Raw genomic sequence first — 18,872 nt, 5'->3', positions numbered from 1 at the left:
AAGGATTTTTTATTAGTCAACTTTCTGGCCGGTCATTTCATCAATTTCCTTACGGACGATAAGTACCGCATGTTTGTTTGGAAAAATGGCAATGCCGTCTTGCCTGGCATAAACCTTTGTAAATTCCGCCCCGAAATAGAGGATAATGGAAGAATAATAAATCCAGGTGAGTAAAATGACAATGGACGCTGACGTGCCGTATGCTGCTCCCAGGTCGGACTGGCCCAGATAGAAGCTGATAATAAACTTACCAATCAGAAAGAGGATTGCCGTAAAAGCAGCTCCAACCATACATTCCTTCCAACGAAGTTCCCCATCGGGCAGCACTTTGAATATCACTGTAAACAACGCGGTAATGATCGTCAGCACCAGCCCCAGGTTCACAATGTAGAAAACAACAACTGACGCCTCTGAAAAAAGCCGTTCCAGCCTGTTGCTGAGCAGATCGACCAAAGCACTCGCCCCTAGCGAAACGACCAGCAAAAATCCCAGTGTAAGAATGAGGGAAAAAGAGATCAGTCTGTTTTTCAGGTATTGCAGCCAGCCTTTTTTAGGTTTTGATTTGATTGACCAGATATAATTGATCGAATCCTGCATTTCAGCAAAAACCCCGGTTGCACCAATCAACAACGTGCCGATTCCCAACGCAGCTGCGATTCCTGATTTGTTGGATAGTTCTGCATTTTTCAGGATCTCCTGCAACTGAGCCGCAGCACTTGCACCGACAAGTCCCCGGATCTGTCCAAAAAGCTCGCCCTGAATCGCATCTCTGCCAAAAAAAATACTAAAAACCGAGATGATGACCAATAGCATCGGGGCGAGTGAAAATATGGTATAGTAGGACAACGCCGCACTCAATTTCAGGCCGTTATCATTCATAAATTCACTAAAGCTTTCTTTTAGGATAGAGAAGTATAGTTTGATGTTCTTCATAATCAGAGTGATCGCTGTTAATGTGTTGTGCTTTTTGAAGTTAGTCACAAATATTCATGCCACAGTCGGCTAGTGAAAAAACTCTTAATCAATGCAAACAACACATTCTCGTGAAAAAGGGTGTTTTTCACCGGACGTTCCGAGAAAACCCACATTACCGGTCCCAATGGTTTGAACTAGTTTAGTGGAATCTTTTAACCCTCAAAACTAACCATTATGGCAGAGCTAGCGCTTAAAGCATTTCACGCATGGAAAGAGTCACATGATCTGAGAAATTCAAAAGTAGGATCACAAAGCGAAGTAGACTTGACTGGCGAGCAGGAAGTAGTGTATTTTTACAAAAGTACTTTAAAGGCAATCCTTGACGAGAAGCCGACCAGTATCGTGATCCGGTTTGGATGTTCCGACGCCGGCAGCAAATTTCGTTTATTGGACGCGGCAATTCAGGGGCGTGATGGCTCGGACGGCTTCACTAATACGTATTTGAGCCATAAGACTCTAGGAACTGGCGCGGATGAATTAAATCCTCCCGGCTGGTTGCATTGTGAAGGTTACTTTAAGGAAAGAAATCAGGTCATCAATGACAAAAAGTATTCTTTTCAGTTTGAAGACGAGCGCGGCGGTATCCGCCATAGCGTAGCCGATTTCACGACTTGGTTTGATCAGCTTGATCCCAATGGTGAGGTAGCGGCCTATTTTCTTCGCGATCATGAAAAAACAACGGTTGGGTTTGTAGATGCAGGATTCAACCCATTAAGCCCAACGACCATTTTCCAAATATTTGACCAAGGCAATAAATGTTGCCCATAAACCAAGTTAATGAGTAATTACATTTACACATTCGTTCTGATTATATGCGTTTTGGTGGGATTTTACCACCAAAACGCGTTAAACAAGCCAGTCAGTTACATCTTTTGGCTGGTTTGCATCACACTATTAGTAGAATCCATCGGCCTGTACAATTTGAAGGTTGCTCACAAAAGCGTCGAATGGCTCTACGACTCGTTTCTATTCGTCGAATACGCATTAATGGCTCTCTATTTTAGAGATATCATCGTCTCGGTGCCCATAAAAAAGACCATAATGGTCAGTATCCCGATCCTTTTTTCCTGGATACTGGTCTCATTCATTTTCAGCCGGGAAATGTTTCTCTGGACTTCCATTTCATTCTTGCTGGTTGCTTTCCTGCTATGCATTTATTCCTGTGTTTATCTCCGGCAAATGCTGCAAGTCCATATCGAAGATCATCTCTCTCAAAATCCCCATTTCTGGATATCAACCGGCATACTCTTTTTCTATGCGGGAACATTTTTTCAAAGTGGGCTGCATAAATACCTTGCTACTGTTGACCGAGAAACCGCCAATCAGTTGTATATGATTATAAATCACATGCTTAATATTATATTGTACAGTTTATTTACTTATGGTTTTATATGCAAAGCCAAATATCAGAAGTTGCCATCATAGTGATTGCGGGAACCGTACTGGTATTATTTCTACTTCTGTTCCTTGTGTCCTTTTTTTATATTTTTCAAAAACGGCAACTCCAAAACCGTCAGGAAAAAACTATCCTTCAGGCTCAGTTTTCTCAGGAAATTCTTAAATCTCAGGTCGAGGTTCAAAACGCTACCATGCAGCAAATTGGCCAGGAGCTTCACGACAACATTGGTCAGCTTTTGTCCGTCGCCAAAATCTACCTGAATATTTTGGAAGGGACGAAACAGAAAGAGGAGGACAAGGAATACATTAAACTCACCAATGAAATCGTGGGGCAATCCATTCACGACCTGCGCGCGCTGACCAAAAGCCTCGACGGCGACTTCGTTGAACAGTTCGGATTGCAGGAAAGTATCTCGCATGAACTTCAACGGATTCGTAAAACCAAAAAATTCCAAACCGAGATCAGCATTCTTGGAGAACAATATCCATTGGGCTTTGATATAGAAATCATTCTGTTCAGGATTACCCAGGAAGTTTTAAACAATGCTCTTAAACATTCTGAGGCTCAAAACATTAACGTAAGAGTACACTATACCACCGACAATTTTTTACTTTGCATTTATGATGACGGGAAGGGCTTTAATTTTGATCGTGTCAATACAGGTATATTGCACAATTCCGGTGCAGGAGTCAGAAATATTCAGCGGCGTACCGAGCTGATCGGAGGCGACTTCCAGATCGAGACCGGTGCCGACAAGGGAACCAAAATCGAGATTAAATTGCCGAAACCATCCATTACAGCGGATTCATCACAAACTTAATTCTATAAATTTAAAACCATGAAAACTACCATCGCAATAGTTGATGATCATGAACTAATGGCCAAAGCCCTATCGGGATTGGTTCAAAAATATGAAGATTACGATGTCCTTTACGAGGTGTTGGGTGGCAAAGAGCTAATTCAACGCATCAAGCTGAACATGGTCCCTGACATTGTTCTACTGGACATTAATATGCCGGAAATGGACGGCTATGAGACGGCGCTCTGGCTAAAAAACAACTATCCGGAGATTAAGATACTTGCACTTTCAATGAATGACAAAGAGGAGTCGATCGTCAAAATGCTCCGCAATGGTGCCGGTGGCTATTTGCTGAAAGGCTGCAAACCGCATGAACTCAAACAAGCGTTGGATTCTATCGTTCAAAAAGGATTTTACTACACAGAATACATTACCAGCCAGCTCATTAAAAGCCTCAACCCGGAAACGTTCCAAAACCCGCTGGACCTGTTAGGATTGAATGAGCGGGAGACACAGTTTATCAAACTTTCGTGCAGCGACCTGACTTACGCGGAGATTGCCGACAAAATGTGCGTAAGTCCCAGAACCGTTGATGGTTACAGGGAATCGGTCTTTCAAAAAATGAATGTAAAAAGCCGCGTGGGAATGGTACTGGAAGCGATCCGGCTGAAACTGTTCGAGGTTTAAATTTTACAACAATAAACCAGCCAGCGTCGCGGACATATAGGAAGCCAAAGTACCGCAGATCAGCGCTTTAAATCCTAATCGGGCCAAATCGGCGCGACGTGAGGGTGCGAGTTCACCAATACCTCCTACCTGGATCGCAATGGAGCTAAAATTAGCAAATCCGCACAATGCAAAACTGGTTATCACAATGGTTTTGTGATCCAATGTATCTTTCATCTTCACCATATCGAGATAGGCGACAAACTCGTTGATCACCATTTTTGTCCCCATTAGCGAGCCGGCAGCCTCAATATCCTTTGCCGGTACGCCCATAGCCCAGGCAAAAATGGAAAAAACCTTTCCTAAAATGTAATTGAAGCTCAGTTGCGGGAAAGAAAGCAATCCTCCAATGTAACCCAACAGATAATCAAGCAACGCAACAAGTGCTATGAAGCCAATTAACATCGCAATTACATTGAAACCCACTTTTAAACCTTCGCTGGCACCGGCCGCGATAGCATCGAGCAAATTAGCATGCGTTTTCTGGATCTCTAATTTGACAGCACCTTTTGCGTCTGACTGGAGAGTTTCAGGAAAAACTATTTTTGAAATAACTAATGCGCCTGGCGCTGCCATTAAACTGGCAGCAATAAGGTAAGGTGCAGGTACGCCCAATGAAATATAGACTGCCATAACCCCTCCGGCAATACAGGCAAAACTACCTGTCATAGAAGCCATTAACTCAGAATTAGTCATATTCTTAAGATAAGGCTTGATCATAATCTGTGCTTCTACCTGGCCTACAAAAGTGCTGGCTACGTTTGAAAGTGCTTCGACCCCGCTGACGCCCATTAACCAGTAAACCAATCTTGCAATGAGAGAGACTACCCTTTGCATGATGCCAAGGTGATACAGCATGTTGACTAAAACAGCAACAAAAATGATGGTAGGAATAATCTTGAAAAAGAATACAAAGTCGTTCCCCGGACCGAAAGCGCGTTGCATGAGATCAGGCCGCACAAGCGTACTAAAAACAAAATCGGCACCCTTATCTGAGAAGGAAAGTAATTTCTGAACTTTTTCGCCCAGCCATTGAAAAATGGCCTGACCTATATCTGTACGGAGAATGAAAACGGCAAGTCCGAATTGAAGTGCAAGCCCTACGCCTACTGTTCGGTAATTAATTGCTTTTCTGTTGTTCGACATTGCGAAGGCAATGCCAAGAATCAAAATAATACCTAGCAGTCCCGTAAATCTTTCCATAAATATTCCGTTGTCACTTTTTTGCCAAAGGTGCAAAATAACAACAAAATACTTGTAAGTTACCTATGACTCAAAATATCAGGAATGAGCCCAATTATTTGCTTGATTTGTCTGATTCCCTGGCGGAAGCGGAAAGATCCGATTGACGGTGAATGATCTTCCATGAGTTGGCTTCTTTGCGAAACAAAACCGTTACATGCAGGTCGATTACCCTTCCGTTTGCAAGCTTGTAGTGCTCTTTTTGTAACAGATAACCCTGGCCAGCAGCTTCATGGCTTGCTATCTTTTCAAAAGTGTATGTTGATTCTTTCGACAGTTGTTTGCTCGTCGCATTTAATGTAGCCTCAACGGCCTGCCATCCTTTAATTTCGCCCACTGCCTTTTCATCGAAAATAGTCACGTCTTCTTTATGTGACCACATTGATTTGGCGAGGTCAGGATTGCCTTTTGAAAGTTCACTATTTGCTTGTTGCAACTTCTCAATGGCAGCATTGAATGATTCAACCGGGAAAGTTTTTTGAGGGCTTGCGCTGCTATAACCGGCAGTGACGACATTTTGGTTGACCTCCCTGGCTTTTGTTCTGTATTTGAACGAAGAGGCTAGAAGGATAAGTAGGATGAATACGGAAATATTTCTTTTCATGGCTAATAGATATTATCTTCTCTGGGATCTGGTTACAAATATCTCAGTTAAAGTATTTAAAAAATAGAGTATAAATACCTGATTATAGTACGTGGTTCCACTTAAATACGTCCTTTGTCTAAAAAAATTATATTTCGGGCACAAAAAAAGGAGAACGGTAAAGACCGTTCTCCACATGAACCCGATTACTACTTTGAATTAATATCCTAAAACCGGCGAAAGCCATTTTTCAATTTCTTCAAGCGGCATATTTTTTCTTCTTGCATAGTCCTCCACCTGATCCTTAAATATCTTACCCACAGGGAAATACCTGCTTTCCGGATGGGAGAAATACCAGCCACTCACACTACTTGCGGGGTACATAGCATAGCTTTCCGTGAGGGTGATACCCAGTTGTTCAGCACCCAGTAAATCGAACAGCATTCGCTTTTCAGTATGGTCCGGGCAGGCAGGATAGCCAGGTGCCGGACGGATACCCATATATGCTTCCTTAATGAGGTCTTCATTTGTCAGATCTTCACTATCAACGTAGCCCCATAATTCCTTACGGACCCGCTCGTGCATCAACTCGGCAAGCGCTTCCACCAACCTGTCGGCTAGTGCTTTCACCATAATGCTATTGTAGTCGTCGTGGTCTTTTTCGTATTTATCAAGAAGCGCCTCTATTCCGATCCCGGCAGTTACTGCAAATCCACCTACATAATCCGTCTGCCCTGTTTCCAATGGCGCCACAAAGTCTGAAAGGCAATAGTTGGGCAGGTTGGATGCTTTCTGGCTTTGTTGCCTCAAATGATGAAGAACCACTGCCGTGTCGGCAACCAATTCTCCCGCATTCAGATTCTCCAATCCTTTCTGGCTGATCTTGTATTCTATGTGCTGATGCGAACCGTGTCTCTCACAGGCAACCTCACGGGATTGTTCCTCAAAATGATGCAGCACAATGTCGTCCTGGATAGAATTGGCAGGCCAGAAACCAATTACCGCCTTCGCTTTCAAAGTTTTATCACGAATGATCTCTCCCAAGAGTACCGCAGCGTCTTCAAAAAGCTTCATTGCTTCCGCGCCAACCACTTTGTCTTCAAATATCTTGGGATACTTGCCGTGCAGCTGCCAGGTCTGGAAGAATGGCGTCCAGTCAATGTATTTGGCAATATCGGCTAGTTCGTAGTCGTCATAAACCCTTGTTCCCAAAAATTGCGGCTTGGTGGCTTTGAAATTACTCCAATCGATTTTTGCCTTATTATTTCGGGCCTTGTCAATGGCAACATGCGCTTTTTCACCTCCTCTTTTCGCGTGATCGTCACGAAGTTTGGCGTATTCTGCTTTGATGTTTAGCAATACATCTGCCTGGCTTTGATCGCTCTGAATCAGCTTGCCTGCGACCGGTACCGAGCGTGAAGCGTCGAGCACGTGAATGACCGCACCTGAGTAATTCGGATCGATTTTTACGGCCGTATGTATCCTGGAAGTGGTTGCGCCGCCGATCAGCAATGGCATTTTGAAATTCCGGCGCTCCATTTCTTTTGCCACACCGACCATTTCATCCAATGAAGGCGTAATCAATCCCGAAAGACCAATGATATCAACATTATGTTCAAGCGCCGCTGCGAGGATTTTGTCCGTAGGCACCATTACCCCAAGATCAATGATCTCGTAGTTATTGCAACCCAACACGACGCCCACGATATTTTTTCCAATGTCATGAACATCACCTTTTACGGTTGCGAGCAAAATTTTACCAGCAGAATTACTGCCCTCGCTTTTTTCAGCTTCGATAAATGGCTGCAAGTAGGCAACCGCTTTTTTCATCACCCTTGCAGACTTAACAACCTGTGGCAGGAACATTTTACCCTCACCGAACAAATCACCTACAATACTCATCCCGTCCATCAAAGGGCCCTCAATCACCTCTAATGGCCTGCTGAATAAATGCCGGCATTCCTCCGTATCCTCATCTATATAATCCGAAATCCCTTTTACCAATGCATGTGAAATACGTTCCTTAATTGGCAACAGTCGCCAGGTCAGATCCGGGCCGGTTTGCGTTTTCCCTTTGTCCTTTACAGTTTCTGCGTATGTTACCAAACGCTCGGTAGAATCAGGACGACGGTTTAGAAGCACGTCTTCCACTAACTCCAAAACGTCTTTTGGTATTTCATCGTAAATGCCAATTTGCGCTGCATTCACAATTCCCATATCCATTCCAGCCTTGATCGCGTGGTACAAAAACGCAGTATGGATCGCCTCACGAACAGGTTCATTGCCTCGGAAGCTAAACGACACATTGGAAACACCACCCGATACTTTTGCATGCGGCAGGTTCTCCTTGATCCAGCGAACCGTATTGATGAAGTCAACCGCATAGTTGTTATGCTCTTCCATACCGGTCGCCACGGTCAGAATGTTCGGGTCAAAAATGATGTCTTCGGCCGGGAATCCTACTTCATCCACCAAAATTCGATATGCCCTGGCGCAAATTTCTTTTCTTCGTTCAAAATTATCCGCCTGACCTTGCTCATCGAATGCCATTACCACAGTGGCAGCGCCATAGCGAAGTACCGTCCTTGCCGACTCTTTGAATTTCTCCTCACCCTCTTTCAGCGAAATAGAGTTTACAATGGACTTACCTTGTACACACTTCAAACCCGATTCAATCACTTCCCATTTGGAAGAATCGATCATGAGCGGAACTTTGGAAATATCGGGTTCAGACGCAATAAGGTTCACAAAAGTCTTCATAGCCTCCACACCATCGATCATCCCTTCGTCCAGGTTGACATCGATCACCTGCGCGCCGCTTTCCACCTGCTCACGGGCTATAGTAAGTGCTTCGTCGTATTTACCTTCGCGGATCAGCCTGGCAAATTTCTTCGAACCAGTTACGTTACAACGCTCACCAATGTTCACAAAATTGGTCAGCTCAGTGATTTTCACCGGTTCGAGCCCCGACAGCTTCATTACTGTATCGGCCGCAGGTAATGATCTTGGGCTGTACTTTTTTGCAAGGTCCGCAATCACCCGAATGTGTCCAGGCGTAGTCCCGCAGCATCCACCAATGATATTGATCAGATTGTCCCTCAAAAATCCGTCAATCACCTCACCCATTTGCTCCGGTGTTTCGTCGTATTCGCCCATTTCATTAGGCAAGCCTGCATTCGGGTGGGCAGATGTGTAAAAAGGTGACTCTTTTGCCAGAATCTGCACATATGGCCGCATTAGGTCGGCACCTAACGCACAGTTCAAGCCAACCGATAGAAGCGGCAAATGCGAAACAGAAGTCAGAAACGCTTCGGTAGTTTGCCCCGACAATGTACGTCCCGACGCATCGGTAATGGTTCCGGAAATCATGATAGGCAATGCCTCGCCCTCAGCAACTCTCCATGACGGTAGTCTCTCAACTTTTCCGTTTTTGGCGTCCGTAAAAAATTTATCTATTGCAAAAAGCGCTGCTTTTGCATTCAAAGTATCAAAAATCGTTTCAACAAGCAGCAAGTCGCAACCTCCGTCGGTTAAGCCTTTTACCTGCTCATAATATGCCTCCACGAGCTGATCAAAGCTGATAGCACGAAATCCCGGATTATTTACATCCGGCGATAACGAAGCAGTACGGTTAGTCGGCCCGATAGAACCGGCTACAAATCTTGGTTTGTCGGGTTCATTTTCAGTGAAAGTATCCGCTACTTCGCGAGCCAGTCGTGCTGACTCAAAATTGAGCTCATACACCAGCGCCTCCATGCCGTAATCGGCCATGGCAATGGTAGTCCCCGAAAAAGTATTGGTTTCTGCAATGTCCGCCCCTGCCTCAAAGTAGGCGGCATGAATTTCTTTAATGATATCAGGGCGGGTTAATGAAAGCAGGTCATTATTTCCCTTAATGTCTTGCGGCCAATCACTGAACCGTTCCCCCCTGTAATCGTGATCCTCCAATTTGTAACGTTGGATCATTGTACCCATAGCGCCGTCAAGTACCAGAATGCGGGTTTTCAGAATGTCACGGATATCTGCTTTTTGAGTTGCTACCATTTATTTTCTCTTTTAACTAACTGATTATATCTCGCCGGAAAAGCCAGAGGCTTACAATGTCACAAATTTAACTCAATAGATGTTTTGTTCAATAAAATCAAAAAATTCAGACGAATAGTCTATCAGTTTCAAGTCTGATAAATTATTTATCTATATTCGACCCGTACTAAAACTGAATAAAGATATTCTATCTATGTATAATCTGGATGATACCGACGCCAAAATCCTTCATTTCCTGCAACAGGATGCTACATTGAAAACACGGGAATTGTCGGAAAAGTTAAACCTCTCCTACACGCCGGTATACGAACGGGTGAGAAGACTCGAAAAAGAAGGGGTTATCAAAAAATACGTCGCGCTTGTTGATAGAGAGAAAGTTGGGAAAAAGCTGATGGCCTTTTGCAACATTGCGCTCAAAGAGCATTCCAAGGTAATGGGGGAGAAATTTGTTAAGGCGATCTCGGCCATGCCCGAGGTAATGGAGTGTTTTAATATTTCGGGAGACTACGATTTTTTATTAAAAGTAGTAGTGGACGATATGTCGCAGTACCAGCAATTTTTAATGCAAAAACTCGGGTCACTGGATAATATCGGGAGCACGCACAGCCTGTTTGTAATGGGAGAAATCAAAAATTCATCCGCATTGGAAATGCTGCCTGATAAAAAATAAATACGGAGCCGGAAAATCCAGCGCCGTATTCCAACTCACCCCTAACAAAAGATTTTAATGCTTTTTATGTCTTCTCAGCGGCTGTTCCAATTCCTTATTGAAAGTACCGTCTGCATTGAATAACAATATCTTCACTTTATCGTCCTGCAGTATCCCTACAAAATACTCTCCTGCATCATTAGTAGCGGCCAGCTTGATCGTCGCACCCGCATATGACGAAGTAATATAATCTGTAATCGTGGAAGGTAATGCAGTAATTTCTATTTTAGTAAGCTTGGCTTTATGCCCGTGTTGCTTCAATTCTTCCTTGAAGGTACCGTCCGCATTAAACAACAGCCCCTTTGCAGTACCGTCCGCCAAAGTAATCGCTACCACCACTTTACCTGCCTGATCCTTGGCCGCATACTTAATCTCAGAACCCGGATAGGTAGTACTGATATACGTTGTAATGGGCGCTGCCAGATCTACCACCGCCACTTCCGTCAATTTACCTTTGCATTTACCAATCGTAACCGAATCCGTAGCTACCGAATACCTCGCCGCCGACTCTACCACATTTTCAAAATCAGAGGATTCCTCTACTGCATCCGGACTCGCCGCATCATCTTTCTGACAAGCAGCAAACCATACGCTCGTCAAAACAACCAGCAAAAGTGAAATTTTTTTCATGATCAACTCACGGGTTTTTGTGAATGTTTAAAACTGTTTTTAGGGATTACGCCTCCCGGGAATGTACTGTTGCAGCCAGCAGGCAATTTTTCCTCAATTTTTTAGTCCCAAAAAGCTGTACTTCCCGCTTTTTGATACCACCATATTTTTTCGTAATTTTTTGCAACATATTGATCGAGTACGGCGTAAGTGTTAAGTAAGTAATTCGATCCCTGACAATTTGATACCCTGACTTTGCTTTTTGGAAGAAAAATATCCTTTAGTGAAAACGACTTCAACTCGGTCGTGGCTGCATGCATCGCTGGCAACAGCCAGGCGCAGCGGCATCTTTATAAACAATTTTTCGGGTATTCGAAAAGCATTTGCCTTCGCTATACCGCCACTACTGAGGAGGCCGAAGAGGTATTGAACGAGGGATTTCTGAAGGTCTTTAATAATTTGGAAAAATATGACTGCAACCATCCTTTCAAGGCTTGGTTGCGAACGATTATGGTTAATACGGCGATCAGCTACTACCGCAAACATAAAAAGCATAGCGAGGATGTAATTGCTCTGGAGGATGCGCCGTACCCCAAATTTGAAGAAGATGTAATAAGCCAGATCACTGCGGATGAAATTCTTCAGCTGATCCAGCAGATAAAGCCTGTTTACAAAAACGTGTTCCTGCTGTACGTAGTAGATGGTTACAACCATCGTGAAATAGCAGATTTGCTGCAAATTAACGAAGCTACGGTACGATCACATTACGTTCGTGCCCGCGCCCGTTTGCAGCATTTAATTAAACAATATTACCCAAATCTCTTCCCAAGTGATTGGGCCGTAAAGTCATTCAGAGGAAATGAAAACTAATAAATTTGAGAACACTATACGCCGGAAACTAGAGAGTATCGAACCAGACTTTCATGAGCAGGACTGGGCGCGCATGCAAAATTATATGCACGCACACACTCCGCCGACTTTCTGGCAACAATACAGTTCGTGGGTAGGTTATGCTGCCGCTGCTTCGGTGACGACGGTGATGGCGTTCCTGTATGTGAACCAGCTGTCAAAAAACAACCACCTGGTTTCCGATGTTAAAAATCTGCAGAACCAGATCGAGGTGATTAAAAACCAGCCGGCTCCGGTTGCAAAAACGGATACAGTTTACCTGGTACAAAAGGAAATGGCTCCGGAAAATGCCTTTTCTGTTCCGCAAATACAGGATCGTCTGAGCTATGCCGAGTCACAAACTCTTGAAAATCAAAACTCAACGAAGGAAAATCAGGATTCACAAGCTCTATCCGACATTAATAACGGGGCACAAAATTCTGACCGCGTGACTTCCACTACATTACCCGAATCAGTTGCCAATGTTCCTGCTGAAAACTTCAATAAGAATGGATCAGGAAAAATCAATGAGACATATCCACGTCAAAACCCAGCAACCATTCAATCGCAGGAAACTGTGGAATTGGCAAAAAATGAAATTCACGCATCTTCTGGCTACGCTGGCGTTACTTCCGGGGCAGGACAAAAAGTACTTGGCACTGAATCAGGAATTTATGCGATTCAAAATGCCGTCGGAATGAATAATGGTTATGTTCTGTCGAGAAAAATGAGTTACAATCTTGCCAACAGGTTGTCTGTTAGGCAGGTACAACGTGCTTTTGCTCCGGTTGCTAATACGCAGCTGGCAAAGGCTACGGTTTCTGACAAAAAAGTGGAGAAAACAACTCAGACAGAGAACGTTATTCCGAAGCTGCCATTGAAAGTACCTTACCGTTTTGGCGGTGGGATACAGATAGAAAAAGGTGGCCAGGCAAAAACCATCGTGGCTGAAGTGCTCGTGTCCAAGAAGTTCTCCATCTCGGCAGGAATCAGTTGGTTGAAGGTAAAACCAATGGAGTTTTTTACCGAAAAGGTGTTCCGGGAGAAGAACAGAAAGGATTTCAAACAGACAAATCCTGGCGAGGTACCGTTGATATTTGAAATTTATAACATTAAGGTAAATCCTACACTTGTGCAGATTCCGCTTACCGTGGCTTTCCGTAACACATTAAAAGATGATTGGGCTTATTATGCCGGGGTAGGAACGAATATAAAGATATCTTCCAAGGAAAGGATCTCTTATGACTGCCAGGCACCGAACAATCTGTTCTTTAACCAGACTTTCGAACATAAAACCAATATTCCGGCAGTAAGTTCAGTTAATTTTTCACTGGGTATCGAGAAAACCTGGCATCCGATTGTAGTCCAGGCAGAAGGTTATTTATTTACCTACTTCAAACCGCTCACACCGTTTAGCAATAGTGCTGGCCCAGGTGTAAAAGTTAAGTTATTGTATCAGATAGGTGGTAAAAAAATGTAAATAGCATATCGGAACTTTCACGCACAATAATAGAAACTTGTTCGTGAAAGTTCTATTTTTGGCTTTTATTTACTTCCCTATTAACTAGCTTTTGAAATTCGCTGCAATAGACATTGGATCCAATGGTGCCCGTATGCAAATATCTTCGGTATTGCAGGACGAGGGTGTCTCCCGCTTTAAAAAAGTTGAATACGTCAGATTTCCTCTTCGGCTAGGTCATGATGTTTTTACGCAGGGCAGAATTACTTCCCAAAGTGAAGACCGCATGATGAAGCTGATGCTTGCCTACCAGCTGCTGATGGAGCTGCACGAGGTGGACGATTACATGGCTTGCTCTACGTCGGCCATGCGTGAAGCTGAAAACGGTTACGAAGTCCGTGAACATATCGAAAATCGTACCGGCATTCACATTCAGATCATTGACGGACAACGCGAGGCTGAGCTGGTGAACAATGTAGTTGTAAAATCACTGGGCGAAGGCCAATACATTCACATTGATGTTGGCGGCGGCAGTACGGAGCTGAATGTTTATAAAGATCGTCAGAAAATCAAAGCTAAGTCTTTCAAACTAGGATCGGTGCGGTTGCTGGAAGGCAAGGAGTCTAAAAACTCGTGGCTTAAAATAAAAGAATGGATCAACCAAAACGTTGATTACAGCCTACCTATTCAGGCCGTAGGGACAGGCGGTAACATTAATAAGCTCTTCGATCTTTCATCCAAACTAACGGAAAGCTCTACCAGCCTGGATGAAATTGTGAGAATGAAGGAGTACATTTCCCAGTTTACATTGGAGGAACGTATCAATAAGCTGCAATTAAACCCCGACCGTGCCGACGTAATTGTACCGGCAGGCGACATCTACACATCGGCAATGATATGGGCTGGCGCAGAAGTCATTCACGTTCCGGATGTGGGCTTGAAAGATGGAATGCTACAACTTTTATATGACAGGGCATGTCGCAAAAAAAAGGCCTGAAACCAGGCCTTTTAACAAACTCTTGCATATTGCTTACCAAACCTGTTCCAGATCCTTCGCAGAATATTTGTGATTTCTTTCCGTAAAGACAGAATCCTTTGCTTCTCGTTTCAGGTTCAAAGGATTCTTCTTGCTCAACTTGGCGATCGCCGCCACGGGGAACAATACAATGAAAAACACGGCGGACAAAAGAATCCTACCATTGATCGCACCTAATATCTCCGCTATTTTATACCAGCCCTTCACGATCAGGTCTCCGATCGCCGGAACTGCAATGCTTAACACGCCAACTACAGCGGCCGCAATCAGGAAATATGGGTATTGAGATTTGAAGATAAAATAAAGTACCACCAATCCGGTAACGATGACCAACTGGGCTTTGGCCTTTTCTGATTCACTCATTCTGATATTAATGATTAAATACAGTGATATTGGCAATCATAAGATCCAATATCACTGTAATGAATTTGAATGTAAAGTTTGAACTTCCGGCGCAACAAACTAGAACAATGTGTAGATAAAAGGAGCTACTGCTGAACCACCTCCTATTACGATCAGCACGCCAATCAATAGCAATACAATAATGACAGGAGCAAGCCACCACTTCTTGCGCTCCTTCATAAATGCGAACAAATCTGTTAAGAAATCCATTTTATTCTAATGTTTTGAAATTTAAAGTTAAAAAATTTTAATATTCTAATATAATTCTGAAATAAACAAAGTGTTATGGTTTCTTCATCGCTTTGTACAACCGGTCTGCGATGAGGCCATTCAACGCTGCACTGCCGTGTCCGTCGTTCTTTCCAACCACTCTTTCCTTCTCTGGAATCTTCACAATTCCATCATTGATGCCTACAACGGTTACTCCCTTAGATTTGAGGAAGTCCTCAACGGGTTTCGTATAGCCCGCACTCTTATCGATCTGAAATAAAAACGGAATGAAAACAGCATACATTTTAGCACCGATACTGTCCTTATATGCAGTCATTTCGGATAGATCACGCAAATGAGAATGGAGTACCGTCGTATCGGTATAGGCAGTTTGCACGAATTTTTCAAAAGTGCTGAAACCGGTGTGCGGTAGCTGCCAGTAGATAAAATTTGGAAGGTAAAACCGTTTTACAATAGTGGCCATCGGGCCTTTGAGATCTGCATAAGGTTCCGCTCCTGAAAGCGTCAATCCTTTTTCGCGACCCACTTTTTCAATGTCATTGGGAAAGTATTCAAGGATAACAATGTCAGGTTTAACCGGGAATTCCTTCAATCGCTTCGCTTCATCACGGGTATCAGCACCCGACATTCCCAGGTTATAAACATTATATTGATCAGTACCCAACTTGGATTCCAGGATATTCGAAAAACGCTCGTTCACATCCTTCAAACCATGGCCTGCGGCAAAAGAATCACCAATGACGAGCACCTGTTTTTTCCCCGACTCTTTTCTAACCTCTTTATCATGATAACCCAATGCATTTACGGGATTCCAGTATTTCTCCCACCATATCTGAGATGCTTTTGACAGCACTCCTTCATGGCTTTGCGGAATGTACATGAAAATGATTTCAAGGAAAATAAGTGTTACCAACAAGGGAACAGTAATGGTAACAATATTCGCAACCAGTCCTTTGGCTTTGCTTTTTACAACACCATAGTAGAAAATCCTGAGGATCTCAACGATAAGAAGCAACCAGAAAGCGAGCTTTGCCAGTCTGACGTACCAGCTGTCACTCTGCGGAAAACCCGGATAGTCAAATTTGACATGAAATTTATCCGGATAAAAAAGGAAGATGAAAATGAAGCCCAGGAAGATTATCCTTACCAAGCTTGTTACAATTTTAGATGCCATTTGTGTATGCTGATAATAGAAGGGTGCTTAATCCAGTACAAACTCTTCTTTCCAGTTGTCCTTTTCGAGCCATTCGGGCTGCTGCTTTTTATCAAATATAAAATTCCCAACAACCAGATAGTCCATCTCCGTGCGCATAAAGCATCTATACGCATCATTAGGCGTACATACAATAGGTTCTCCACGTACGTTGAAGCTGGTATTCACGATCACCGCATATCCTGTAAGTGCTTTGAATGAATCAATCAGTTCGTAGTAACGAGGATTTGTCTCCTTATGAACCGTTTGAATCCTGGCCGAATAGTCAATATGTGTAATCGAAGGAAGGTCTGAGCGTTCGAAATACAGTTTCTCCCGTAGGTCCATAGCGCTGTAATTGGCTGGTACCGGCTTGCGTCTGCTTTCGGCGACCGGATGTACCAACAGCATGTAAGGAGAAATACCCTCATAATCAAAGTAGTCACCACAATCTTCTGCCAAAACCGACGGAGCAAAAGGACGGAACGACTCTCTGTATTTGATTTTGAGGTTAAGCTTTTTCTGCATTTCAGCATTCCTTGGATCGCCCAAAATACTCCTGCCACCCAATGCCCGGGGGCCGAACTCCATTCTTCCTTGAACCCAGCCTACTACATTTCCTTCCGCCAATAACTTCGCAGCCTCAGTAGACAGATCCTTGAAATTCTCGTAATGTGTGTAAATCGCTTTATATTTCTTGGCAGTCAAGGCCACGTCAAGGTCCGAGAAAGTTGGCCCCAGATATGAGCCACGCATCGCGTCAGCTTTCCAGGTAATTTTTCGCTCTTCGTTGAAATAGATATGATATGCTGCCTGGGCCGCACCCAAAGCTCCTCCTGCATCACCGGCAGCGGGCTGGATAAATATGTCCTTAAATATGTTGGCTTTTTGCAGCTTTCCGTTAGATACGCAATTGAGTGCTACGCCTCCGGCCATACATAAGTAGTCGGCTCCGGTGAGCCTCTTCGCCTCTTTCGCCATGCGGATCACCGCTTCTTCTGTAATGTTCTGAATGGCAAGTCCCAGGTTGCAATGAACAGCTTCCAGGGCATCTTCCGGTCTTCTGGTCTTAAATCCGAAAAGCGCTTCCCATTTGTGCTCATTAACCATTTTGAGCCCGGTAGCATAATCAAAATATTCCTGATCAAGCCACACTGACCCGTCTTCTTTGAGGTCGACCAATTCTTTCAGAATGATTTCCTCATACTTCTTAATATCAGGAGAATCGGGGTTTCCGTAAGGCGCGAGTCCCATCAGTTTGTATTCGCCGGAATTAACCCTGAAACCAAGGAAATATGTAAATGCAGAATATAGCAGACCTAGCGAATGCGGAAATCTGAGCTCTTTAAGAATACTGATATCTTTGCCTTCTCCAAGACAAATCGATGCGGTTGCCCATTCTCCTACCCCATCAATTGTCAGAATTGCTGATTTCTCGAAAGGTGAAGGATAGAAGGCGCTCGCAGCGTGCGACAAATGATGTTCCGGGAAGAGCAGTTTAACTTTTTTCTTTTTATCGTAGCCGAGTTTGACCAGCTCTTCATTGATAAGACGCTTTAAAAACATCTTTTCCTTTATCCAGACAGGCATTGCGGTCAAAAAAGACCGGACACCCTTTGGTGCAAAGGCATAATAAGTTTCAAGGAGTCTTTCAAACTTTAAAAGCGGTTTGTCATAGAAAACAATGGCATCAAGTTCATTAAGCGACAATCCACCGTATTCAAGGCAAAATGCGACAGCATGGGAGGGGAACCCTGGATCGTGCTTTTTACGGGTAAAACGCTCTTCTTGTGCTGCTGCTACTATTTCACCATTATCAATCAGAGCCGCTGCCGAATCGTGATAGAAAGCCGAGATACCTAAAATTTTCATTAAAAATATTTAATTATATGTATAGTTACTGCCTATGGGGTCCAAAAGGCGTGCAAGTTAAGCATTTTGCTTAACCCTACAACCGGGCAAGGCCTTGGTTTTATCATAGCGAATGAACCAATTGTCTAATAATCAGCAATATATGTAACTCCCACGCTTACTACCGCCACTGGTACCAGCACACATCAGCACCATAAACAACTGATAATGAATCCATTTATGGTTAACATTAAATTATTACAACGCTTTTTGCCGGATAATAAATTGTACAATTTCATGAGCAAAATGCTGCGCTCCCGGTTCACTCACATGGCATACGTCGCAAAATAAAGTAGAATCTTTGGGCATGCGGTTCTTCATATCCAGAAACAAAACCCGATTTGCGGCGACCAATTTTTTCAGGATACGATTATGTACCTGCACGCCTTTTCTAACGCCTTCCGGTTTTCCCCAAATAGTGACTGGCGAGGCGTAATTGCAGCCTGCAAAATGTTTCATGTCACTTTCTTCACCTGTAAGTTTTACATTGTCGGGAAAATAAGTTGCATAGCTCATTAGCACCAGTTTATCCTTTCTGGAACGAGCGGTTGTGATAATTTTCTGGATGCTTTTTGGTAGGTTCCGGCGGTCTTAATGTCGGCGCCAAAACCTGCAAGCGCGGGGCCGACCTTGTCCTGGCTGATGTAAACTTTGTGAATAATCTTAT

The 18,872-nt window shown here is 43.7% G+C and carries 18 protein-coding genes; 7 read left to right on the top strand and 11 right to left on the bottom strand.

The genetic code is table 11. From position 1 onward, the window contains the following. Positions 1–12: 12 nt before the first annotated feature. On the bottom strand, positions 13–933 hold the full coding sequence (locus ON006_RS31465) for a YihY/virulence factor BrkB family protein (protein ID WP_244821904.1): 921 nt from the start codon (positions 931–933) through the stop codon (positions 13–15). A 216-nt stretch (positions 934–1,149) separates the two neighbouring features. Here ON006_RS31465 and ON006_RS31460 point away from each other — a divergent pair, with 216 nt between their 5' ends. Then, positions 1,150–1,743 (top strand): hypothetical protein, encoded by a 594-nt coding sequence (locus tag ON006_RS31460; RefSeq protein ID WP_244821905.1) that lies wholly within the window; start codon positions 1,150–1,152, stop codon positions 1,741–1,743. Positions 1,744–1,970: 227 nt separating this feature from the next. On the opposite strand, the gene ON006_RS31455 is transcribed toward ON006_RS31460, so the two are convergent. Beyond that, positions 1,971–2,129 carry a hypothetical protein gene (locus ON006_RS31455; RefSeq protein WP_244821906.1) on the bottom strand — a complete coding sequence of 53 codons (159 nt, stop codon included), beginning with the start codon at positions 2,127–2,129 and terminating at the stop codon, positions 1,971–1,973. Between the two features lie 237 nt (positions 2,130–2,366). On the opposite strand from ON006_RS31455, the gene ON006_RS31450 reads away from it, so the two are divergent. Further along, on the top strand, positions 2,367–3,194 hold the full coding sequence (locus tag ON006_RS31450; RefSeq protein WP_244821907.1) for a sensor histidine kinase: 828 nt from the start codon (positions 2,367–2,369) through the stop codon (positions 3,192–3,194). A gap of 18 nt (positions 3,195–3,212) precedes the next feature. Then, the gene (locus tag ON006_RS31445) at positions 3,213–3,860 is read left to right on the top strand and encodes a response regulator (RefSeq protein ID WP_244821908.1); all 648 of its coding nucleotides are present in this window, start codon (positions 3,213–3,215) and stop codon (positions 3,858–3,860) included. Positions 3,861–3,863: 3 nt separating this feature from the next. Here ON006_RS31445 and ON006_RS31440 read toward each other — a convergent pair whose 3' ends face one another. The 3 genes from ON006_RS31440 to metH form a co-directional block, all read right to left on the bottom strand. Beyond that, complete coding sequence (locus ON006_RS31440) at positions 3,864–5,102, bottom strand: NupC/NupG family nucleoside CNT transporter (protein WP_244821909.1); 1,239 nt, start codon at positions 5,100–5,102, stop codon at positions 3,864–3,866. A 94-nt stretch (positions 5,103–5,196) separates the two neighbouring features. Further along, on the bottom strand, positions 5,197–5,745 hold the full coding sequence (locus ON006_RS31435; RefSeq protein ID WP_244821910.1) for a nuclear transport factor 2 family protein: 549 nt from the start codon (positions 5,743–5,745) through the stop codon (positions 5,197–5,199). Between the two features lie 198 nt (positions 5,746–5,943). Next, positions 5,944–9,768: a methionine synthase gene (gene metH, locus ON006_RS31430; protein WP_244821911.1), complete on the bottom strand. Its 3,825-nt coding sequence runs from the start codon at positions 9,766–9,768 to the stop codon at positions 5,944–5,946. Positions 9,769–9,961: 193 nt separating this feature from the next. Between metH and ON006_RS31425 the strand changes: the two genes are divergently transcribed. Beyond that, on the top strand, positions 9,962–10,438 hold the full coding sequence (locus ON006_RS31425; RefSeq protein ID WP_244821912.1) for an Lrp/AsnC family transcriptional regulator: 477 nt from the start codon (positions 9,962–9,964) through the stop codon (positions 10,436–10,438). Positions 10,439–10,492: 54 nt separating this feature from the next. Here the strand turns inward: ON006_RS31425 and ON006_RS31420 are convergent, their stop codons facing one another. Next, positions 10,493–11,107: a hypothetical protein gene (locus ON006_RS31420; protein ID WP_244821913.1), complete on the bottom strand. Its 615-nt coding sequence runs from the start codon at positions 11,105–11,107 to the stop codon at positions 10,493–10,495. 234 nt (positions 11,108–11,341) lie between these two features. Between ON006_RS31420 and ON006_RS31415 the strand changes: the two genes are divergently transcribed. The 3 genes from ON006_RS31415 (at position 11,342) to ON006_RS31405 (ending at position 14,430) form a co-directional block, all read left to right on the top strand. Next, positions 11,342–11,956: an RNA polymerase sigma factor gene (locus ON006_RS31415; RefSeq protein WP_244821914.1), complete on the top strand. Its 615-nt coding sequence runs from the start codon at positions 11,342–11,344 to the stop codon at positions 11,954–11,956. After that, positions 11,946–13,454 (top strand): hypothetical protein, encoded by a 1,509-nt coding sequence (locus tag ON006_RS31410; protein WP_244821915.1) that lies wholly within the window; start codon positions 11,946–11,948, stop codon positions 13,452–13,454. Before ON006_RS31415 ends, ON006_RS31410 begins: the two co-directional genes overlap by 11 nt. Positions 13,455–13,545: 91 nt before the next feature. After that, positions 13,546–14,430 (top strand): Ppx/GppA phosphatase family protein, encoded by an 885-nt coding sequence (locus ON006_RS31405; protein ID WP_244821916.1) that lies wholly within the window; start codon positions 13,546–13,548, stop codon positions 14,428–14,430. Positions 14,431–14,463: 33 nt separating this feature from the next. On the opposite strand, the gene ON006_RS31400 is transcribed toward ON006_RS31405, so the two are convergent. The 5 genes from ON006_RS31400 to ON006_RS31380 form a co-directional block, all read right to left on the bottom strand. Beyond that, positions 14,464–14,832 (bottom strand): SxtJ family membrane protein, encoded by a 369-nt coding sequence (locus ON006_RS31400; protein WP_244821917.1) that lies wholly within the window; start codon positions 14,830–14,832, stop codon positions 14,464–14,466. Positions 14,833–14,931: 99 nt separating this feature from the next. Continuing rightward, positions 14,932–15,081, bottom strand: a complete 150-nt coding sequence (locus ON006_RS31395; RefSeq protein WP_015812275.1) for a DUF5989 family protein — start codon at positions 15,079–15,081, stop codon at positions 14,932–14,934. Between the two features lie 73 nt (positions 15,082–15,154). Next, entirely contained in the window at positions 15,155–16,252 is a 1,098-nt protein-coding gene (locus ON006_RS31390; protein ID WP_244821918.1) for an SGNH/GDSL hydrolase family protein, read from the bottom strand. Between the two features lie 51 nt (positions 16,253–16,303). Further along, complete coding sequence (locus ON006_RS31385; RefSeq protein WP_244821919.1) at positions 16,304–18,166, bottom strand: carbamoyltransferase family protein; 1,863 nt, start codon at positions 18,164–18,166, stop codon at positions 16,304–16,306. A gap of 237 nt (positions 18,167–18,403) precedes the next feature. Beyond that, on the bottom strand, positions 18,404–18,721 hold the full coding sequence (locus ON006_RS31380; protein ID WP_244821920.1) for a hypothetical protein: 318 nt from the start codon (positions 18,719–18,721) through the stop codon (positions 18,404–18,406). Between the last annotated feature and the right edge of the window lie 151 nt (positions 18,722–18,872).

This window comes from Dyadobacter pollutisoli (assembly GCF_026625565.1).
Lineage (GTDB): Bacteria > Bacteroidota > Bacteroidia > Cytophagales > Spirosomataceae > Dyadobacter > Dyadobacter pollutisoli.
Note: the sequence above shows the minus strand (reverse complement) of the source record. Positions and strands in the feature narration are given on the sequence as shown.

Excerpts from the sequence above, each read along its gene's own strand:
- ON006_RS31465 (WP_244821904.1), bottom strand. The coding sequence starts at position 933 with ATGAAGAACATCAAACTATACTTCTCTATCCTAAAAGAAAGCTTTAGT.
- ON006_RS31460 (WP_244821905.1), top strand. The coding sequence starts at position 1,150 with ATGGCAGAGCTAGCGCTTAAAGCATTTCACGCATGGAAAGAGTCACAT.
- ON006_RS31455 (WP_244821906.1), bottom strand. The coding sequence starts at position 2,129 with ATGCATAGCAGGAAAGCAACCAGCAAGAATGAAATGGAAGTCCAGAGA.
- ON006_RS31450 (WP_244821907.1), top strand. The coding sequence starts at position 2,367 with ATGCAAAGCCAAATATCAGAAGTTGCCATCATAGTGATTGCGGGAACC.
- ON006_RS31445 (WP_244821908.1), top strand. The coding sequence starts at position 3,213 with ATGAAAACTACCATCGCAATAGTTGATGATCATGAACTAATGGCCAAA.
- ON006_RS31440 (WP_244821909.1), bottom strand. The coding sequence starts at position 5,102 with ATGGAAAGATTTACGGGACTGCTAGGTATTATTTTGATTCTTGGCATT.
- ON006_RS31435 (WP_244821910.1), bottom strand. The coding sequence starts at position 5,745 with ATGAAAAGAAATATTTCCGTATTCATCCTACTTATCCTTCTAGCCTCT.
- metH (WP_244821911.1), bottom strand. The coding sequence starts at position 9,768 with ATGGTAGCAACTCAAAAAGCAGATATCCGTGACATTCTGAAAACCCGC.
- ON006_RS31425 (WP_244821912.1), top strand. The coding sequence starts at position 9,962 with ATGTATAATCTGGATGATACCGACGCCAAAATCCTTCATTTCCTGCAA.
- ON006_RS31420 (WP_244821913.1), bottom strand. The coding sequence starts at position 11,107 with ATGAAAAAAATTTCACTTTTGCTGGTTGTTTTGACGAGCGTATGGTTT.
- ON006_RS31410 (WP_244821915.1), top strand. The coding sequence starts at position 11,946 with ATGAAAACTAATAAATTTGAGAACACTATACGCCGGAAACTAGAGAGT.
- ON006_RS31400 (WP_244821917.1), bottom strand. The coding sequence starts at position 14,832 with ATGAGTGAATCAGAAAAGGCCAAAGCCCAGTTGGTCATCGTTACCGGA.
- ON006_RS31395 (WP_015812275.1), bottom strand. The coding sequence starts at position 15,081 with ATGGATTTCTTAACAGATTTGTTCGCATTTATGAAGGAGCGCAAGAAG.
- ON006_RS31385 (WP_244821919.1), bottom strand. The coding sequence starts at position 18,166 with ATGAAAATTTTAGGTATCTCGGCTTTCTATCACGATTCGGCAGCGGCT.
- ON006_RS31380 (WP_244821920.1), bottom strand. The coding sequence starts at position 18,721 with ATGAGCTATGCAACTTATTTTCCCGACAATGTAAAACTTACAGGTGAA.